This is a genomic window from Pedobacter sp. Leaf250 (genome assembly GCF_920984735.1).
GTDB lineage: Bacteria > Bacteroidota > Bacteroidia > Sphingobacteriales > Sphingobacteriaceae > Pedobacter.
Map to the genome: position 1 here is coordinate 48,891 of NZ_CAKLBU010000017.1, position 15,983 is coordinate 64,873.

Here is a 15,983-nt window from a genome sequence, read left to right on the forward strand (position 1 = left end):
TCATGACTACAGAAGAAATTTTAGATAACCTACTAAATCTGACTACTGAAAGCGAGGTAGTTGAGTTCAAAGAGGCAAATACCAGATACGACAAGGATAAATTAGGGAAGTATTTTTCTGCATTAGCAAATGAGGCAAACTTGAAAGGTATTCAAGATGCTTGGCTTGTTATGGGGGTTAAAGATGACAAAAGCATAGTGGGAACTTCTATTAGGGACCAGGAAGTCAATGAATATAAATTAGAAATGGCGCGTGAGACTTCGCCAAGATCTACTTTTATCAATGTTCATACAGTCATAAAAGATGGTAAAAGAATACTTATGTTCCAAATTCCGGCTGCCCCTTTAGGTCAACCAATTTCTTGGAAAGGTCATTATTATGGCAGAGATGGTGAAAGCCTGGGTGCTTTAAACCAGATTGAATATGAAACCATTAGAGCACAGATAACACACCAAGATTGGAGTGCAAAGATTATTGAAAGAGCTAACATAGATGATCTTTCAAAAGACGCTATCAATTTTGCAAGAACTCAGTACAAAGAGAAAAATTCCAAACTTAAAAGTGAAATAGACAGCTGGAGTGACGAAGTTTTTTTGGACAAAGCGAAAATCACTATTAAGGGGAAGATCACGAATACAGCAATTCTTCTTTTAGGAAAGCCAGAATCAGAACATTTTATAAATCCTGCTACCGCACGTATAACTTGGATTTTAAAAGATAAGGACAATTTTGAAAAAGATTACGAACACTTTTTTAATCCTTTTATACTTTCTGTGGGGGAGGTCAGTTCAAAAATTAGAAACCTTAAATATCGCTACATTAAATCTGGAACTTTATTTCCCGAAGAAGTAGACCAATATGACCCTTATATAATCAGAGAGGCATTACATAATTGTATCGCACATCAAGACTACTCTTTAGGTGGAAAAATTATTGTAGTAGAAAATGAAGATGGCATCTTATCGTTTACAAACTCGGGGCACTTTATACCAAATAGTGTGGAAGAGGTTGTAACATCTGAATCTCCTGAACCAAAATACAGGAATACCTTTTTGGTTGGAGCTATGGTTAATCTCAACATGATTGATACTATAGGAAGTGGAATTAAAAGAATGTATAATATTCAGAGGAAAAAGTTTTTCCCCTTACCAGATTATGATCTATCCAACAACAGAGTAAAAGTAGCTATTGCTGGAAAAGTTGTTGATATTAATTACGCTCGTAAAGTAGCAGAGATGCCCAGTCTTTCTTTAGAGGATATTATGCTACTAGATAAAGTAGCAAAACAAAAGAATTTAAGCGACAGTGAAGCCCAGGTTCTAAAATCAAAAAAATTAATTGAAGGACGGAAACCAAATTATCATATTTCTTCCAATGTTGCATCTGTAACAGGTGAAAAGGCCAGTTATATGAAACAAAGGGGGATTAATGATGACTACTGTCAAAAGATGATAATTGATTACTTGAAAAAATTTCAAGAGGGCACAAAAAAGGACTTTGATAAATTATTATTAGATAAACTTCCTGATGTTTTAGATGAGAAGCAGAAAAAAAACAAGGTAAAGAATAATCTGCAAGCACTAAGGAGGTCAGGAGAAATTGAGCCGCTAGGTAATATCTGGAAATTGTCTAAATAGCTTTGCTAAATAAATTTTAGACAAAATTTAGACGGATTTTAGACAACAAAATCACTAAAAAACACTTCAAACAACTGAAATACAATAATTTACATCGTCTAAAAAATTAAAATATTTATTTTTTTAGACGAACTTTAGACAAAAGATGGAACAAGATACCACCGGAGCCTACATAAAACCTATTAATTTGGTCAATGTAAATTATGCCCAGACAGGGCAAAGTAAGTCTACTAATGAATTAGGAATGCGAGAAATGCAGGAAAAGGCTTATGATGCACGATCTGCTCAATACCTTTTACTAAAAGCACCACCTGCATCGGGAAAGTCTAGAGCGCTGATGTTTATTGCGTTGGATAAATTAATTAATCAAGGCATTAAAAAGGTGATTGTAGCCGTACCAGAACGCTCCATTGGAAACTCTTTTGCCCCTAATGAACTCAAGAAATATGGATTTTATGCAGACTGGGAACTTTCCCAACAGTTTAATCTATGTTCGCCTGGAAGTGATCAATCGAAAGTAAAAACCTTTATTGAATTTTTGAATTCTGATTCGAAAGTATTAATATGTACACATGCCACTCTCCGTTTTGCTTTTGAAAAATTATCTGAGGCTGATTTTAACAACTGCTTGGTGGCGATCGATGAATTCCATCACGTTTCTGCTGATGGAGATAACATTCTGGGTAATGTGATGCGCCGAATAATGACCAATTCTAATGCTCATATTTTAGCAATGACAGGTTCCTATTTTCGTGGAGATAGTGTGCCAGTGCTATTGCCGGAAGATGAAGAAAAATTCATCAAAGTAACCTACAATTACTATGACCAGCTAAATGGCTATGAATACTTGAAATCTTTAGGGATCGGCTATCATTTTTATCAGGGTCGCTATTACAAGGTGCAACCTGAAAGAAAAATGTCAGCCTTAGAAGAGGTCTTGGACGAGAATCTGAAAACAATAATTCATATCCCCAGCGTCAATTCAGCAGAATCATCTAAAGATAAGTTCGAGGAAGTAAATCATGTTATTGACTGCATCGGAGAATTAGAGTATCAAGATACAGAAACAGGTGTCCTGTACGTAAAAAGCAAAAGGTCGGGTCGCATTCTTAAAATTGCAGATTTGGTAAATGACAATCAAAAAGAAAGAGATAAGATTGTAGCTTATTTGAGGGGTGTCAAAACATCTGAGGATATTGATATGATCATCGCATTAGGCATGGCAAAGGAAGGTTTTGACTGGCCATTTTGCCAACATGCGCTAACTATTGGTTATAGAGGATCCTTAACTGAAATTATTCAGATCATAGGAAGAGCCACTCGAGACAGTAATAATAAAACTCATGCCCAGTTTACAAATTTAATTGCAAGACCGGATGCAGTGGATGATGACGTTCGTTTAGCAGTAAATAATATGCTTAAAGCCATCACTGCCTCCTTGTTGATGGAACAGGTATTAGCTCCTAATTTTAAATTCAAAGCAATGGAGGATGATGAAGATGATATTGAACTCGATGAAAACACCATCAAAATTAGAGGATATAAAAAACCTACATCACAAAGAGCGAAGGATATTATTGAAACAGATTTAAATGATTTAAAAGCCAGGATCCTTCAAGATGATACCGTGTTAAAGGCATTGCCAGGAAACTTGGAGCCAGAAGTAATTAATAAAGTACTAATTCCTAAAATTATCCGTGAGATATATCCTGATTTACCGGAGGATGATGTTGAAGCAGTTCGACAATATGTAGTGTTAGATTCCGTAATCAAGAATGGCGAAGTAGAAGAGCATGGTTCAAAAAAATTTATAAGGATGGCTGGTAGTTTTGTTAATATTGATGATATCCACATTGATTTAATAGATACCATTAATCCCTTTCAAAAAGCATTTGAAATTCTATCAAAAAGTGTAACTACAACTGTTCTTAAATCAATTCAAGATACAATCAACATAACGAAGTTTGAAATGACTGAGGAAGAAGCAATTGCTTCTTGGGAAGGAATAAAACGTTGGAAAACAAATACAGGAAAAGCTCCCGATATTAATTCATATGATCAAAAAGAGCTAAGATTAGCCCAAGCTTTATTATTTTTGCAAGAAGCAAAACGTAGAAAAAATCAAAATGGCTAACAATTTAGAAGACATTTTTAATGATGATGTTTTTGGTTTATTAGAATCAAAAGAGAACAGGAGCTTTATCCGAACGGATGAGGATCGCCTGATTGATTCTTTTGAAGAAATTAATAGCTTTTTTGAAAAAAATAAAAGAGAACCTTCTACATCGCCTATGTCAGAGTACTCTTTATATGCTCGCTTAAAGGAATTTCGAAATAATGAAGAAAAGAAAAGTATATTAAAAACTTTTGACCGCAATAATTTGCTTGGAAAAACAGCTACACCGGTTGAGTCGATTGAAGATATTTTAAATGATGATGATTTTGGGCTATTAGACAACGATGGCGATAAGTCCATTTTTGAATTCAAATATACACCAAAAGGTCAGAACCGGGCTAATGCAGATTATATAGCTCAAAGAAAATCATTACCGGAAAAAGAGTTTAAGAAATATGAAACCATGTTTCAACAGGTACACAAGGATATAAAGGAAGGAAAAAGAAAGCTTGTTGATTTCTATAATGCAGAAGATAATCTGATTGAAGGTAATTATTATTTAGTAGATGGATTGTTAGCCTATTTGGAAATTTCTAAAGCTGAAAAAGTTTTAAAAGAAAATAAATCTGGCGATAGGTTACGCATTGAAGGTCGTACCCTCACCATATTCGAGAATGGAACTGTTTCAAATATGTTTTTTCGTTCATTAGGAAAAGCAATTCAAAAAAATGGAAAGCTTGTTACCAATACTGATGAAAATATCTTTAAACAACTTGAACATAATGCAGGTTTACGAGAGGACGATATTCAAAGCGGCTGGATCTACGTTTTGAAATCCAAATCTGAAAATCCTGAAATTAACAAATTAGAAAATTTGTATAAAATTGGTTTTTCAAAAAAACCTATTAAAGAACGTTTACAACAGGCCTCTAAAGAAGCGACTTATCTTTTTGCAGATGTTGAAATTATAGCGATATATAATTGTTACAGCTTAAATGTGAGAGCATTTGAGTCTTTATTGCACCGCTTTTTTGCAGAGGTTTGCCTAGATATCGATTTGTACGATAAGGAGAAAAATAGATTTATACCTCGAGAATGGTTCTGTGCCCCATTAAACGTAATCGATGAAGTAATCAAACTGATATTAAATAAATCTATTGCTAATTTCAGATATGATAATATTAGACAAAAGGTGGTCTTAAAATAGCACCATGTTTTGATCTAAACAGCCATGACTATATTCATCCTCCTAAGTATACCTTATTGGCTTTGTTAGCCATAATCTCTCTTTCAGGTAAAAACTCTTTCATTACTTCGGAAACTCTTTTGCCAAAAATTCTTTACTAACCTTCAGACACTGATGGCTCGGTTGTCCTTATTTTTCGGCGCTATCAGCTAAAAAAACGACATTTTTCTATGAAATTCTGTGGGTGAAAAAATTTAATTCTCCAAAAATTATATTCCTTTCTCCAAAAAGCAATATTAACATAATTGGAGGCGAGTTTGAGAATCTCCCTTTTAAGCGCTGTGATTGAAATCCAGCACGATTTTTTTCACAAAGGAATTTGTGAAAAATTTTAATTCTCTCCAGAATCTTCACGCTAATATGATTGGGAACCAGTGTGAGAAGATTTTATGTTGCTTGTGTAAACTTTAATGATAAATTTTAGAAGTCTTCAAGGGTACATTGCCACTTACCATTACAATCTCACAAAACGGTCGATTTTTGATAGGGCTTAAAGATTTCCTGTTAGTTATTGTCTCACAAAACGAACATTCAATGTCAAATCTTTTGATACATATATAAAGATACTTTTAGTCACCCTAAATCTCTTGCTAAATATTTCTTAATGAGTTCATGATAATTAGCAGAATTGGGATGGTTAAATATACACCATTATGTAAAAACAAACTATCAACTACTCTAGCCAATTAGTTCATTTTTTTGCTTGATTATCGCTTTTATAGTATTTCATTCGAAATTTGTTTGGAAAAATGCCGAATAAGATTGGTTATCAATTATTTCTAAGTTGAGTTGGGTTAATCAATCAACAAAATTTTTGCGTAAAACGCCTGAAGAGGCAAGTGAAATTAATTTTTTGCTGTTATTTTTTCGGGATAAATTAATATGTGGTTAGATGCTTTCAGGGACTCTTTTGAATTCCTTTGCTTTTATTTTTTAGTATGATCTAGCTTTAAGTCGGGAAAATTAAAGGCTTTCAGTTACCTTAACCCGCCCCTTGATTTTAATGAAATTGTAGAGTTCCCGGATGATCCGGTCGAGTGCAGGTGTTTCCATCAGGTCAGCCCAGCTATAGGTTCCTTTTATGATCTGTTCATAAACATACTGAGAGAGTTTTGATTTATAATCACTTTTTAAAGTTCCGCCAGATTTAGCCTGGATGACAACTTTTTTTCCTTTCTTTTTAACGCCGTTGAAAATAATACCCATTTTGTCTGTGACGTTTGTGATTGGAAATATTGGATTGACACTAATGGGGTCACAACCCAGGTGGTTCAAAAGGAAGTCTTTCAGGATTTTATCAGGAATAATGTTTTCAATTTCAGGGAGATCAGTCTGTTCATATCTGAAATTTGGCCTATTGATTTTGCTGTATTTTTCATGTCTTAAGGGATCAAAGTCATTGTCTGCCAATAGAAATACATTGGAGTTGATGAAATAGGCCGCGATGTTATCATCCCCTTTCTTATCAAAATCGTAATGGACAAGGTTTTTGCCGCCATATTCCACAAAGCTGTAGTCGTATCCTTCGCTGGGAATGAAATCATCCTGTTCCAGTGTTTTGCAAAAAGCATTCAGGAAAGCCCGGAGGTAGAAACGGTCGGTCACCCCTTCAACCCAGACGCTACAGTTAGTAATGAGTACCGAGGTATTCATCACCCCAAGCAGCTCTAAAGTCTGGTATTCGTTCTGGCTGAAATGTGAGATATTGGAAGCTTTTTCATCCCTTTTTGAAAAAACGAATATTGCAGGGTCACTGCCGGATAAAAAGGATTCAGAAAGGATGTGGTTGGAATGGGTATTGATGAAATAACGCAGGTTTTTGTTTTTCAGGTATTCATTCTGGGTAATTGCCCGGATAAATATGTTTTGAAAACCCGGGTGGAGGTTATTTTCAGGTTCATCAATGCATATCCATTGCAGAGGGGATGCAGTGAAAATGGGGAAAAGCAGGTTAATGATTGCCTGTACGCCTTCACCCAGGTCATGCATGTAAACATTTTCGATTTCGCCCGGTATACTTATTTTTATCCCATCACTTTCATTCCCTTTTTTTCTGTAAGGAATGATGTGGATGTCTTCTGAACCAAAAAAAGTGGTGCCAATGAACTTTTCAAAAGCGTGAAAATTCCGGATGTCTTCGCGGTTACCGTTCCTTGCCAGATCAATTTTCTCATATAGTTTAAGGCCGGTTTCTATCTGCACCCTTATTTCATCACTTTTAAAGTAGTTCTCTCTGATGGTTTCCTGATATATATCAGTTCCGTTTGTTCCGCTAAGTTTTCTGGAGGTACGCAGCGCAGGGATATATAAAGTGTTTTTGGTGTATTTATGAATGATGAGGCTTTCGTAGTGATCTGACCATGCTTTGATTTTCTCAATACAGCTAATTAATTCAGCAAGATTTATAATTTCATTACCAAGTACATGATGTGGGAAGTTACCGACAAGGTACTGGAAGAGGTTATCTTGTGGGTAAGAATTTTTGTGAACAATCTTGTTCCCATGATTGCTGAAATGTTTATACAGATAAAGCATTGCCCTTGAAAGGATATTAAGGGTTTTTAATTTATAAACTCCAGTGTCAAAATTTGCCTCGTCGAGTGCCGTCTGATACGATTGTGTGATCGACTTGATAAGCTCGGCCAGATTTTCTGCAACTAATGTTTTCCTGTCAGCGCTGCTGTTTTGTAAGTAGTTTGATATGATTGCAGATTCTTCATTGCTGAGGGAAACTGGATCAAACTGGATGAGGCCAACTCCAAAATCTTTTGAAACTTCTGTTAGTTCATCTATCAATTCCCCTGCTTTATGGATTTGCTGGTTAATGTCAGTAGCAGATTCAATTATTACCTTGTGTGAAATACGGATAATAGTGCGCATAAACCTGCTTTTACGGGTATTGTTAGCACCAACTATGATGTTGAGGTCTTTTATGCCACCTAAAAAAAGTGACTGGTTGTTCCCGCTGTAAAATTCCTCTACTTTTGGGTTGGATTCTGAATGGTCTAAGAGTCTAAGGTTGTGCATGCGTAATTCGGAAAGTTATTGGGCATAATCTAAGGATTATTGATGTAAAGAGAAAATAATTATCAATCTTGATATCCTGATACATAAACGGACTATTGTATGATTTCATGAATCTTTTTCCATCTCCTGAATATGTTGGTAAACGAAATACCACAGTAAATATGCCTCAATCGATATGAATAGCGGAGCCTCAATACTAAGTAATTCCTAGGACTTTATCATATCGTCGAGTAGGTTCAGGTGGATTAGCTGATCCAGTAATACGGCTTTTGTCTCACAAAACGAACGCATTAAATATCAAATCGATCACTTAAACTTTATAGGCTTTGTAAGCTTCACTTCTCTTCCAGGTAACATTTCTTCGATAATATCTGAAACTCGTTTTCCATAAATCCGTTGCCAACCTTCATAAACCGAAGGCTCTGTATGAGGATTGAGTAGAATATGACGGTATCTGGTAATTGATTGCTTGGTTAATTTTTTCTTTTTTGAAATCTTCAGCATGTTATAAAGAAAATTCGCTACAGCATTTTTCGTTGCCCTCAGCATTTCTGGCGTTTCTAAAAGACCGAGTTCATTTAGCAAAATCAACGCGAACATATCGTTGTGAACTTCTTCAGAATCATCATCATTCAAAACGTAAAGCAAAGAATTATCTTCCTTCAATTGCTTATTTTCCTTCCTCAAATCTCCTGTCTCTTGCAAAAGAAGATCCTCAAAGTTGTTTTGCTGGCTTGTAAGCTTAATCTTTAATAAATCAATCTCTTTTCCTAATGCCGATACTTCAGCTTGAAGATCCATAATTTTTTTTGCTTCAGCATTTTCATAAAAATCAATAACTGAATGATAGTGATCTAATAGAAGCTCTTTGATTTTATGGTTAGCAGAAGAGTTGATTACGATTACGTCATCCCTTTCACCTTTGGCCCATGGATAATTAACAACAATATCCTTATCGAAAAGAATTTCAATTTCACTTCTAAATTTCTTCAAAAAATCTGCTGAAACCTCGTATCTTACATTTCGAACAGCAGGATCTACTTCGACTGGGTCAAAATCTGTGAGCTTAGTGATCATTGATTGTATTTGAGCTATTATTTTTTGACGATTATAGCTGCTTATTTCAAGCTCATAAAGAGACCTAATTAAATCACCTAGTTGATCACCTAAAATATTGACGTAAAAAGAAATCCACTGTGGCAATGAAAAGGTTGCCTTTGTTGAGAAAAATATTGTTTCACTCCAGTTATTTCCTCCATCAGAACTTAAGAATTGTTCACCAAACGTTAGGATCCTGTCTAAAAGGCCATTGACTCTTTCATTATTACTCTGCATACTTAGTGTCCTTTATCTTATCTTCCTGAAACCTTTTATTAACCGCGTCTAAAATAGTTTGGGCATTTTCTTCCGGAGTCATTCGGATATATTTCAAAAACACTGCCTCACTTTTATGCCCCGTTACTTTCATAATGGTAACTGGTGGTAGATTGTAATGTTTATACATATTAGTTGCAAATGATCTTCTAGCGGAGTGAGTCGTAACAACTGAATGAAAAGGTTGTGATACAATTTTTCTCTTACCTGCAACCGGAATGGAAATTTGAATTGGGTGAGACAACCCGGCCTTCTCTGCAATGATTTTAATATAGTCATTTAATTTCTGGTTGGTTATTGATCTCGGAAACAGATTTTGTCCATTTATTTCATACTTATTTAAAATGTCTTTGACAACAGGTAGAAGCGGTATGGCTACGCCAACACCTGTTTTCGCAGTTTTTTCAATATGAATAAATTCCCCTATAATTTTTGACTTCGACAAAAGCTGCGAATAATCCTGGAATCGTAAACCTGTCCAGCAGCCGATTAAAAATAAATCCCTTGCATTATCTAGATGAGCATCTTTAGAAAGATCGACATTTTTGATTTTTTCCAGCTGTTCAACACTTAAATAGATTGCATCTGTTTCCTCTTGTGGTTTGATAAATCTTTTTGATCTATAAATATCATTTTTATGGTACCCTAACTCTTCTGCTTCACGCATAAAAGTTTTAATATGCTTAACTACCTTTCCGAAGTAATTAAGGGAAAGCTTCCTTTCGTTGTAGACGTAATCCTGTAGATCCGAGTAAAATTTTAAATTGATATCATCAAAAGCTAGATCACTTTTCTTTCTTGCTATTAAATAGTCACCCAACAAATTTCGGGTTCCGCCATAAGAAAGAATAGTTGCCTTTGAAAAAGATTGCCCTTTAGATAAACCGCTCAATTTAACTCTTTGATTTGACTTAGTTTTCTCAACGATCAAGTCGATGAAATTAATGAAAGAGCGATCTATCAATTCTAATACTTCCTCCTCACCATTTATTTTTTTAACCAGTTGAATTTTAAATTTAACTTTATCAGGATAATTGTTGTGTTGATTTACGTAACCTCTGAAGTCTTGTTCAATAAGGGCACGCATACTCGATAGCTTATCCAAATAAATGGACGCCTCAAAATTTGATAACCCCTTTATGCCAGTAATTGGTTTTTCCTTATTTACATTCCACTTTGAGGGCAAGATTTTTAAACCTGTAGCGATTTTGATCACAGGCTTACCATTATATTCAATAAAGCAGGTGATAGGGGTGACAGATTCTGATTCCGAATCCCTGAGTCTAAAATGGATGCTGCAATCAGCTTTAGTGGCTCTCATAGAATTGAATTTTATGAAAGTTACGAAACTGATATCAAAAAAGAAAAATTGGTGGTACTTTTCGTGGTACTTTTTCTCTATTTTCATTGAATTTCGTGGTACCTTATTTTTCAGCTAAAAACAAAAAGCGCCCTTAAATACGCAAAAAAGGGGTTTTTTGAACCCCTTTGAATTTTAATGAATGTTAAAAAGTGGTCCCGACGAGAATCGAACTCATATCTAAAGTTTAGGAAACTTCTATTCTATCCGTTGAACTACGGGACCAATGGTTTTTTACTTAATTATACTTCCCTCTTGAAATTTTTCTACAGGTGCAACAAAAGTAAGTTTTCCTTCTGAATTTTCAGCCATTAAAATCATGCCTTGCGATAAAATTCCTTTGATTTCGCGGGGGGCCAGATTTACAATCATGCTTACTTGTTTGCCTACAATATCTTCAGGTTTATAATATTCGGCAATTCCAGATACAACAGTCCGTTCATCAATACCTGTATTTACTGTAAGCTTCAGTAGTTTCTTGGTTTTCTCTACTTTTTCTGCAGCTACTATGGTTGCTACCCGAATATCCATCGCAGAGAAATCGTCGAAATTAATATTTTCTTTTGCTGGAGTAGCCACCACAGAACCGGCTGCATTACTGGCTTTACTTTGATTTAATTTTTCAATCTGAAAATCGATTTCAGCATCTTCAATCTTTTCGAAAAGCAATACACCTTCACCAATTTGATGTCCACGTTTAAGTAAACTCACACTACCGGCATCATCCCAATCGTGACCGCCATTTTGCAGCATTTTCATTAACTTTTCTGCTGTAAATGGTAAAAATGGCTCTATTAAAATCTGAACGTTTGCAGCAATTTGCAGCGAAAGATGCAGAATGGTGCGTACGCGGTCTTCATCAGTTTTGATTAATTTCCATGGTTCTGTTTCCGCTAAGTATTTATTGCCTAAACGGGCCACATTCATCACCTCTGCTAATGCTTCTCTAAAACGATAGTTTTCGATAGATGCAGCAATTTTTCCAGGATAATCTGCCAGTTCATCAATTACGGCCTGATCAACAGCTGTAATTTCCATACAGGTTGGAATCACACCGTTGAAATATTTATGGGTAAGCACCACAACACGATTTACAAAATTACCAAGAATCGCTACCAGTTCGTTGTTATTTCTGGCCTGAAAATCCTTCCAGGTAAAATCATTATCTTTTGTTTCTGGAGCCGTTGCGGTTAATACATAACGCAATACATCCTGTTTTCCTTCAAACTCACGCAGGTATTCGTTTAACCAAACTGCCCAGTTTTTTGAGGTGGATATTTTCTGTCCTTCCAGATTCAAAAACTCATTCGCAGGCACATTATCTGCTAAAGTATATTCTCCATGTGCCATTAACATGGCAGGGAAAATAATACAATGGAAAACGATATTATCCTTCCCGATAAAATGAACCAGTTTGGTTTCATCGCTTTTCCAATATTCTTCCCAACCACACTTATCACTTTCGTAATTGTTGATGTAATATTCCTCAGCTTTCGGATTCCATACATCAAGCTTGGCATAATTGCAAAGTTCTTTTGTTGCAGAAATATATCCGATCGGCGCATCGAACCATACATAAAGCACTTTACCTTCGGCATCGCGAAGGGGCACACGCACTCCCCAATCCAAATCGCGGGTCATGGCACGAGGCTGCAAACCTGCATTTAACCAGCTTTGGCATTGGCCATAAACATTTGGCCGCCATTCTTTATGGCTTTCGATATAAGTTCTTAAGCGTTCTTCGTATTGATCTAATGGCAAAAACCAATTTTTGGTTTCTTTTAAAATAGGCTTATCTCCCGAAAGGGTAGATTTAGGATTGATTAAATCGGTAGCGTTTAAGGTAGAGCCACAGTTTTCGCACTGATCGCCATAGGCATTTTCATTGCCGCATTTTGGACAAGTCCCGGTGATGTATCGATCGGCCAAAAACTGTTTAGCCGTTGGATCGTAATATTGCTCGGTAATTTCTTCGGTAAAAACACCCTTATCATAAAGTTTTTTAAAGAAATCGGATGCAGTTTGGTGATGTGTTTGAGATGAAGTGCGATGATAAATATCAAAGGAAACACCAAACTCTTTAAAAGAATCGCCGATTATTTTATGGTATTTATCTACCACTTCCTGTGGCGTAATTCCTTCTCGTTTGGCCTTTAAAGTAATGGGCACACCGTTTTCATCCGATCCACAGATGAATTTCACATCACGCTTGTTCGATCGAAGGTAACGGGCATAAATATCAGCAGGAATGTAAACACCAGCAAGGTGCCCAATGTGTACCGGTCCATTGGTATATGGAAGTGCTGCCGTTACGGTATATCTTTTTATTTTACTATTATCCAAAACAATTTTTATTAATTTGGCAAAGATAAGTGTTTTAAAGATGATTAAGCAGCCCCCGTATTTAAAAAAAGGAGATAAGATAGCCATTGTTTGTCCGGCGAAGAAATTACCTAAACCTATTGATCATGCCATCGGTATATTAGAAAGCTGGGGTTTGGAAGTAATCATTGGCGAAAGTGTTTATGCCAGTCACCACCAGTTTGCCGGAACGGATAAACTAAGAACCCATGATATTCAGCGCTTTCTGGACGATTCATCTATAAAAGCAATCATCTGCGGTCGTGGCGGTTACGGTACAATCCGGATTATTGATGAGTTAGATTTTACTGAATTTGAGCAAAACCCAAAATGGTTTATCGGTTTTAGTGATGTTACGATTTTATTATCGCACATTATTGCGCAAACGCGAATACAGTGTATGCATGCACAAATGCCATATACATTTGAAGAATCTACACCCGAAGCATTATCATCCTTAAAAAAAACACTCTTTGGAGATAAACCGAGTTATCAATATTCAAGTGAGTTTACCAATCGATCGGGTTTAGTCAAAGGAATTTTAATTGGGGGCAATTTAACCTTAATTGCCATGGTTCAGGGCTCTGTATCAGAAATGGATTTCGATCATAAAATTTTATTCCTAGAAGATGTTGGCGAACAGGAATACAGCATAGACCGTATGCTTAGAATGTTAAAACGTGCCGGAAAATTAAAAAACCTGAACGGCTTAATCATTGGTGCATTTAATGAAATAAAAGAAGAAAAAATTTCTTTCGGACAAACTGCAGAACAAGTGATTTGGGATATTGTAAAAGAATATGACTACCCGGTTTGCTTCAACTTTCCTACCGGACATATTGACAATAACCTCAGTATGGTTTTAGGTGCAGAGGTAGAATTAACAATAGATAAAAACAAGGTTCAATTTAAATATTTATAGCATGGCAATTTTTGATAGTTTAGGCAAATACCGCAACACAGGATTATTAATTCTACGCGTTGGCTTAGGCGTAATGTTTATCATTCACGGTTTTCCAAAATTAGCTGGCGGTCCATCTGGCTGGGCAGGTTTGGGTGGCAGTATGAAAGTGGTAGGTATAGATTTCTTACCTGTATTTTGGGGCTTTATGGCTGCTGCAACTGAAACATTTGGAGGTTTCTTATTAATTGTTGGATTATTTTTTCGCCCTGCATGCATGTTATTGGTTTTTACTATGATAATTGCTGCATTAGTACATTATGGAAAAGGCGATGGTTTGAAAGGTGCGAGCCATGCCATTGAATTGGGCATTGTATTTTTTAGCTTAATTTTTATTGGGCCAGGAAAATACAGTGTGGATAAGCGATGATATAAAATTCTATAAACACAAAAAGCCAGCAAATTGCTGGCTTTTTGTGTTTATAGAAATATGAATACGCTTAGTTTTGAGTAACCAATTTATTGTTTTGTATTTCAGTTGCAGATATAGGCCAAATATATCCGGCTGTGTTAAATGGAATTGCTGGAGCAGTTCCCTGAGGACCAGTTTTCGCTAAGAAACCGGCACCCAATCTCATCACATCAGGAGATCTAAATCCTTCTCCTAAAAGTTCTATTCTTCTTTCAGTTAGTATAGTATTTTTCAAGTTAGCTGGCAATAAATCAGCAGCAGGAAAAACATAACCAGGATTTGAACGCTGTCTAACTGCAGTTAATAATGCTATCGAACGAGCTGGATCGGACAGTACAGTTGCTTCAGCCAAATTTAACAATACCTCTGCATACCTAATTACTGGAACATAATCTGTATATGGTGATGGTTTTTTAAACTTTGTTAAATATGTGTTAACGCCGACTGCCGTTGTTAGTGTTTTTCTGGCATCAGTAGATGCAGCAGCAAATGCAGAATTTGCAAGTATTCCGTTAGCATTTAAAAAATACTCTTGATTTCCACCAGCAGATTCAATATTATAATAGAAAGCCAATTGATTTTGTGTGCCTGGAGCATCAAGTTCAGTCATTGGAAATGTTAAAAGTGCTTCTGTTCCAACATAACTTCCTCCAAACACTGTAGCGATACTAGTTTCTAATTTATTAGCAACACCAGTTGTAGCTGTAAATGGAGCTGTTGCAGTAACGATTTTGTTGGCTTCCGTTACGACAGATGCTAAATTACCCATGGTAAGATATACACGTGTTTTTAAGGCTATTGCTGTATTTCTTGAAGCTTTTGTTGCTGCTATGGTTAAAGCCAAATCTGGTTCAGCTTCGTTTAAATCTTTTAGAATCTGCGTGTAAACCTCGGATACTGTACTTCTTTTAAGATCATTGCCTGTTAAATCTTTTTCCGCTTTAAGTCTTAAAGGAACGCCTAAACTTGTACCATTATCAGTTATATAAGGCTTAGAGTAAAGCTGCAATAAACTGTAATAACTCAGTGCTCTCAAGAATTTAGCTTCTGCAATATATTGTCTGGATAACGCAGGCGTAATCAATCCAGCATTTGCAGTAACACCTTCAATAACTAAATTTGCCCTGTTAATTGCAGCATAAGCAGCTCCCCACAAACCAGTAACCTCACTTGTATTGGAAGTTACATTGAAACGCCAAGTATCTAAATTGGTTACTCCATTTGGTTTGTTTACAATAAAATCCTCTCCACGAATATCATTGTAAATTAAAAAGCGTCCGCCATAGAAATTACCATTCTTTACACCTGCATAAACACCATTTACCTGAGATAATATACGTGCTGGTGTAGAAAATGCCTCCTCTATAGGCAATGCTGTATCTGGAGCTGTTTTTAAGAAATCTTTTTTGCAAGATGTAGCAAACAGAATTGGTGCGGCTACAAAAAGATATTTTATTTTATTGTTTATTTTGATTTTCATGATCCTCTA

General features: G+C 35.8%; 10 protein-coding genes and 1 tRNA gene. 5 read left to right on the forward strand and 6 right to left on the reverse strand.

The genetic code is table 11. The features are described from left to right. Positions 1-2 precede the first annotated feature (2 nt). From LUA91_RS15405 to LUA91_RS15415, 3 genes are all read left to right on the forward strand, one after another. Complete coding sequence (locus tag LUA91_RS15405; protein ID WP_231427005.1) at positions 3-1,637, forward strand: RNA-binding domain-containing protein; 1,635 nt, start codon at positions 3-5, stop codon at positions 1,635-1,637. Positions 1,638-1,782: 145 nt separating this feature from the next. Continuing rightward, complete coding sequence (locus tag LUA91_RS15410; RefSeq protein WP_231427006.1) at positions 1,783-3,771, forward strand: DEAD/DEAH box helicase; 1,989 nt, start codon at positions 1,783-1,785, stop codon at positions 3,769-3,771. Beyond that, positions 3,764-4,960: a GIY-YIG nuclease family protein gene (locus tag LUA91_RS15415; protein WP_231427007.1), complete on the forward strand. Its 1,197-nt coding sequence runs from the start codon at positions 3,764-3,766 to the stop codon at positions 4,958-4,960. Before LUA91_RS15410 ends, LUA91_RS15415 begins: the two co-directional genes overlap by 8 nt. Before the next feature lie 1,002 nt (positions 4,961-5,962). Here the strand turns inward: LUA91_RS15415 and LUA91_RS15420 are convergent. From LUA91_RS15420 to metG, 5 genes are all read right to left on the reverse strand, one after another. Continuing rightward, positions 5,963-8,026 (reverse strand): AAA family ATPase, encoded by a 2,064-nt coding sequence (locus tag LUA91_RS15420; RefSeq protein ID WP_231427008.1) that lies wholly within the window; start codon positions 8,024-8,026, stop codon positions 5,963-5,965. Positions 8,027-8,332: 306 nt separating this feature from the next. Further along, on the reverse strand, positions 8,333-9,361 hold the full coding sequence (locus LUA91_RS15425; RefSeq protein ID WP_231427009.1) for a hypothetical protein: 1,029 nt from the start codon (positions 9,359-9,361) through the stop codon (positions 8,333-8,335). Further along, positions 9,351-10,808, reverse strand: a complete 1,458-nt coding sequence (locus tag LUA91_RS15430) for a site-specific integrase (RefSeq protein WP_231427010.1) — start codon at positions 10,806-10,808, stop codon at positions 9,351-9,353. The genes LUA91_RS15425 and LUA91_RS15430 overlap by 11 nt, the downstream gene beginning before the upstream one ends. Positions 10,809-10,913: 105 nt before the next feature. Beyond that, a tRNA-Arg gene (locus tag LUA91_RS15435) sits at positions 10,914-10,985 on the reverse strand. 9 nt (positions 10,986-10,994) lie between these two features. Continuing rightward, positions 10,995-13,103, reverse strand: a complete 2,109-nt coding sequence (gene metG / locus LUA91_RS15440; RefSeq protein ID WP_370633650.1) for a methionine--tRNA ligase — start codon at positions 13,101-13,103, stop codon at positions 10,995-10,997. A gap of 40 nt (positions 13,104-13,143) precedes the next feature. On the opposite strand from metG, the gene LUA91_RS15445 reads away from it, so the two are divergent. Together LUA91_RS15445 and LUA91_RS15450 are read left to right on the forward strand one after the other, a co-directional pair. Next, positions 13,144-14,043: an LD-carboxypeptidase gene (locus tag LUA91_RS15445; protein ID WP_231427012.1), complete on the forward strand. Its 900-nt coding sequence runs from the start codon at positions 13,144-13,146 to the stop codon at positions 14,041-14,043. A gap of 1 nt (position 14,044) precedes the next feature. Continuing rightward, positions 14,045-14,452, forward strand: coding sequence for a DoxX family protein (locus LUA91_RS15450; RefSeq protein ID WP_231427013.1), 408 nt, complete (start codon positions 14,045-14,047; stop codon positions 14,450-14,452). A 70-nt stretch (positions 14,453-14,522) separates the two neighbouring features. Here the strand turns inward: LUA91_RS15450 and LUA91_RS15455 are convergent, their stop codons facing one another. Continuing rightward, positions 14,523-15,974 carry a RagB/SusD family nutrient uptake outer membrane protein gene (locus LUA91_RS15455; protein ID WP_231427014.1) on the reverse strand — a complete coding sequence of 484 codons (1,452 nt, stop codon included), beginning with the start codon at positions 15,972-15,974 and terminating at the stop codon, positions 14,523-14,525. Positions 15,975-15,983: the final 9 nt, after the last annotated feature.

Bases quoted from the DNA above. Each gene is read 5' to 3' on its own strand.
- LUA91_RS15405 (WP_231427005.1), top strand. From the start codon at position 3: ATGACTACAGAAGAAATTTTAGATAACCTACTAAATCTGACTACTGAA.
- LUA91_RS15415 (WP_231427007.1), top strand. From the start codon at position 3,764: ATGGCTAACAATTTAGAAGACATTTTTAATGATGATGTTTTTGGTTTA.
- LUA91_RS15455 (WP_231427014.1), bottom strand. From the start codon at position 15,974: ATGAAAATCAAAATAAACAATAAAATAAAATATCTTTTTGTAGCCGCA.
- LUA91_RS15450 (WP_231427013.1), top strand. From the start codon at position 14,045: ATGGCAATTTTTGATAGTTTAGGCAAATACCGCAACACAGGATTATTA.
- LUA91_RS15420 (WP_231427008.1), bottom strand. From the start codon at position 8,026: ATGCACAACCTTAGACTCTTAGACCATTCAGAATCCAACCCAAAAGTA.
- LUA91_RS15425 (WP_231427009.1), bottom strand. From the start codon at position 9,361: ATGCAGAGTAATAATGAAAGAGTCAATGGCCTTTTAGACAGGATCCTA.
- LUA91_RS15410 (WP_231427006.1), top strand. From the start codon at position 1,783: ATGGAACAAGATACCACCGGAGCCTACATAAAACCTATTAATTTGGTC.
- LUA91_RS15445 (WP_231427012.1), top strand. From the start codon at position 13,144: ATGATTAAGCAGCCCCCGTATTTAAAAAAAGGAGATAAGATAGCCATT.
- LUA91_RS15430 (WP_231427010.1), bottom strand. From the start codon at position 10,808: ATGAAAATAGAGAAAAAGTACCACGAAAAGTACCACCAATTTTTCTTT.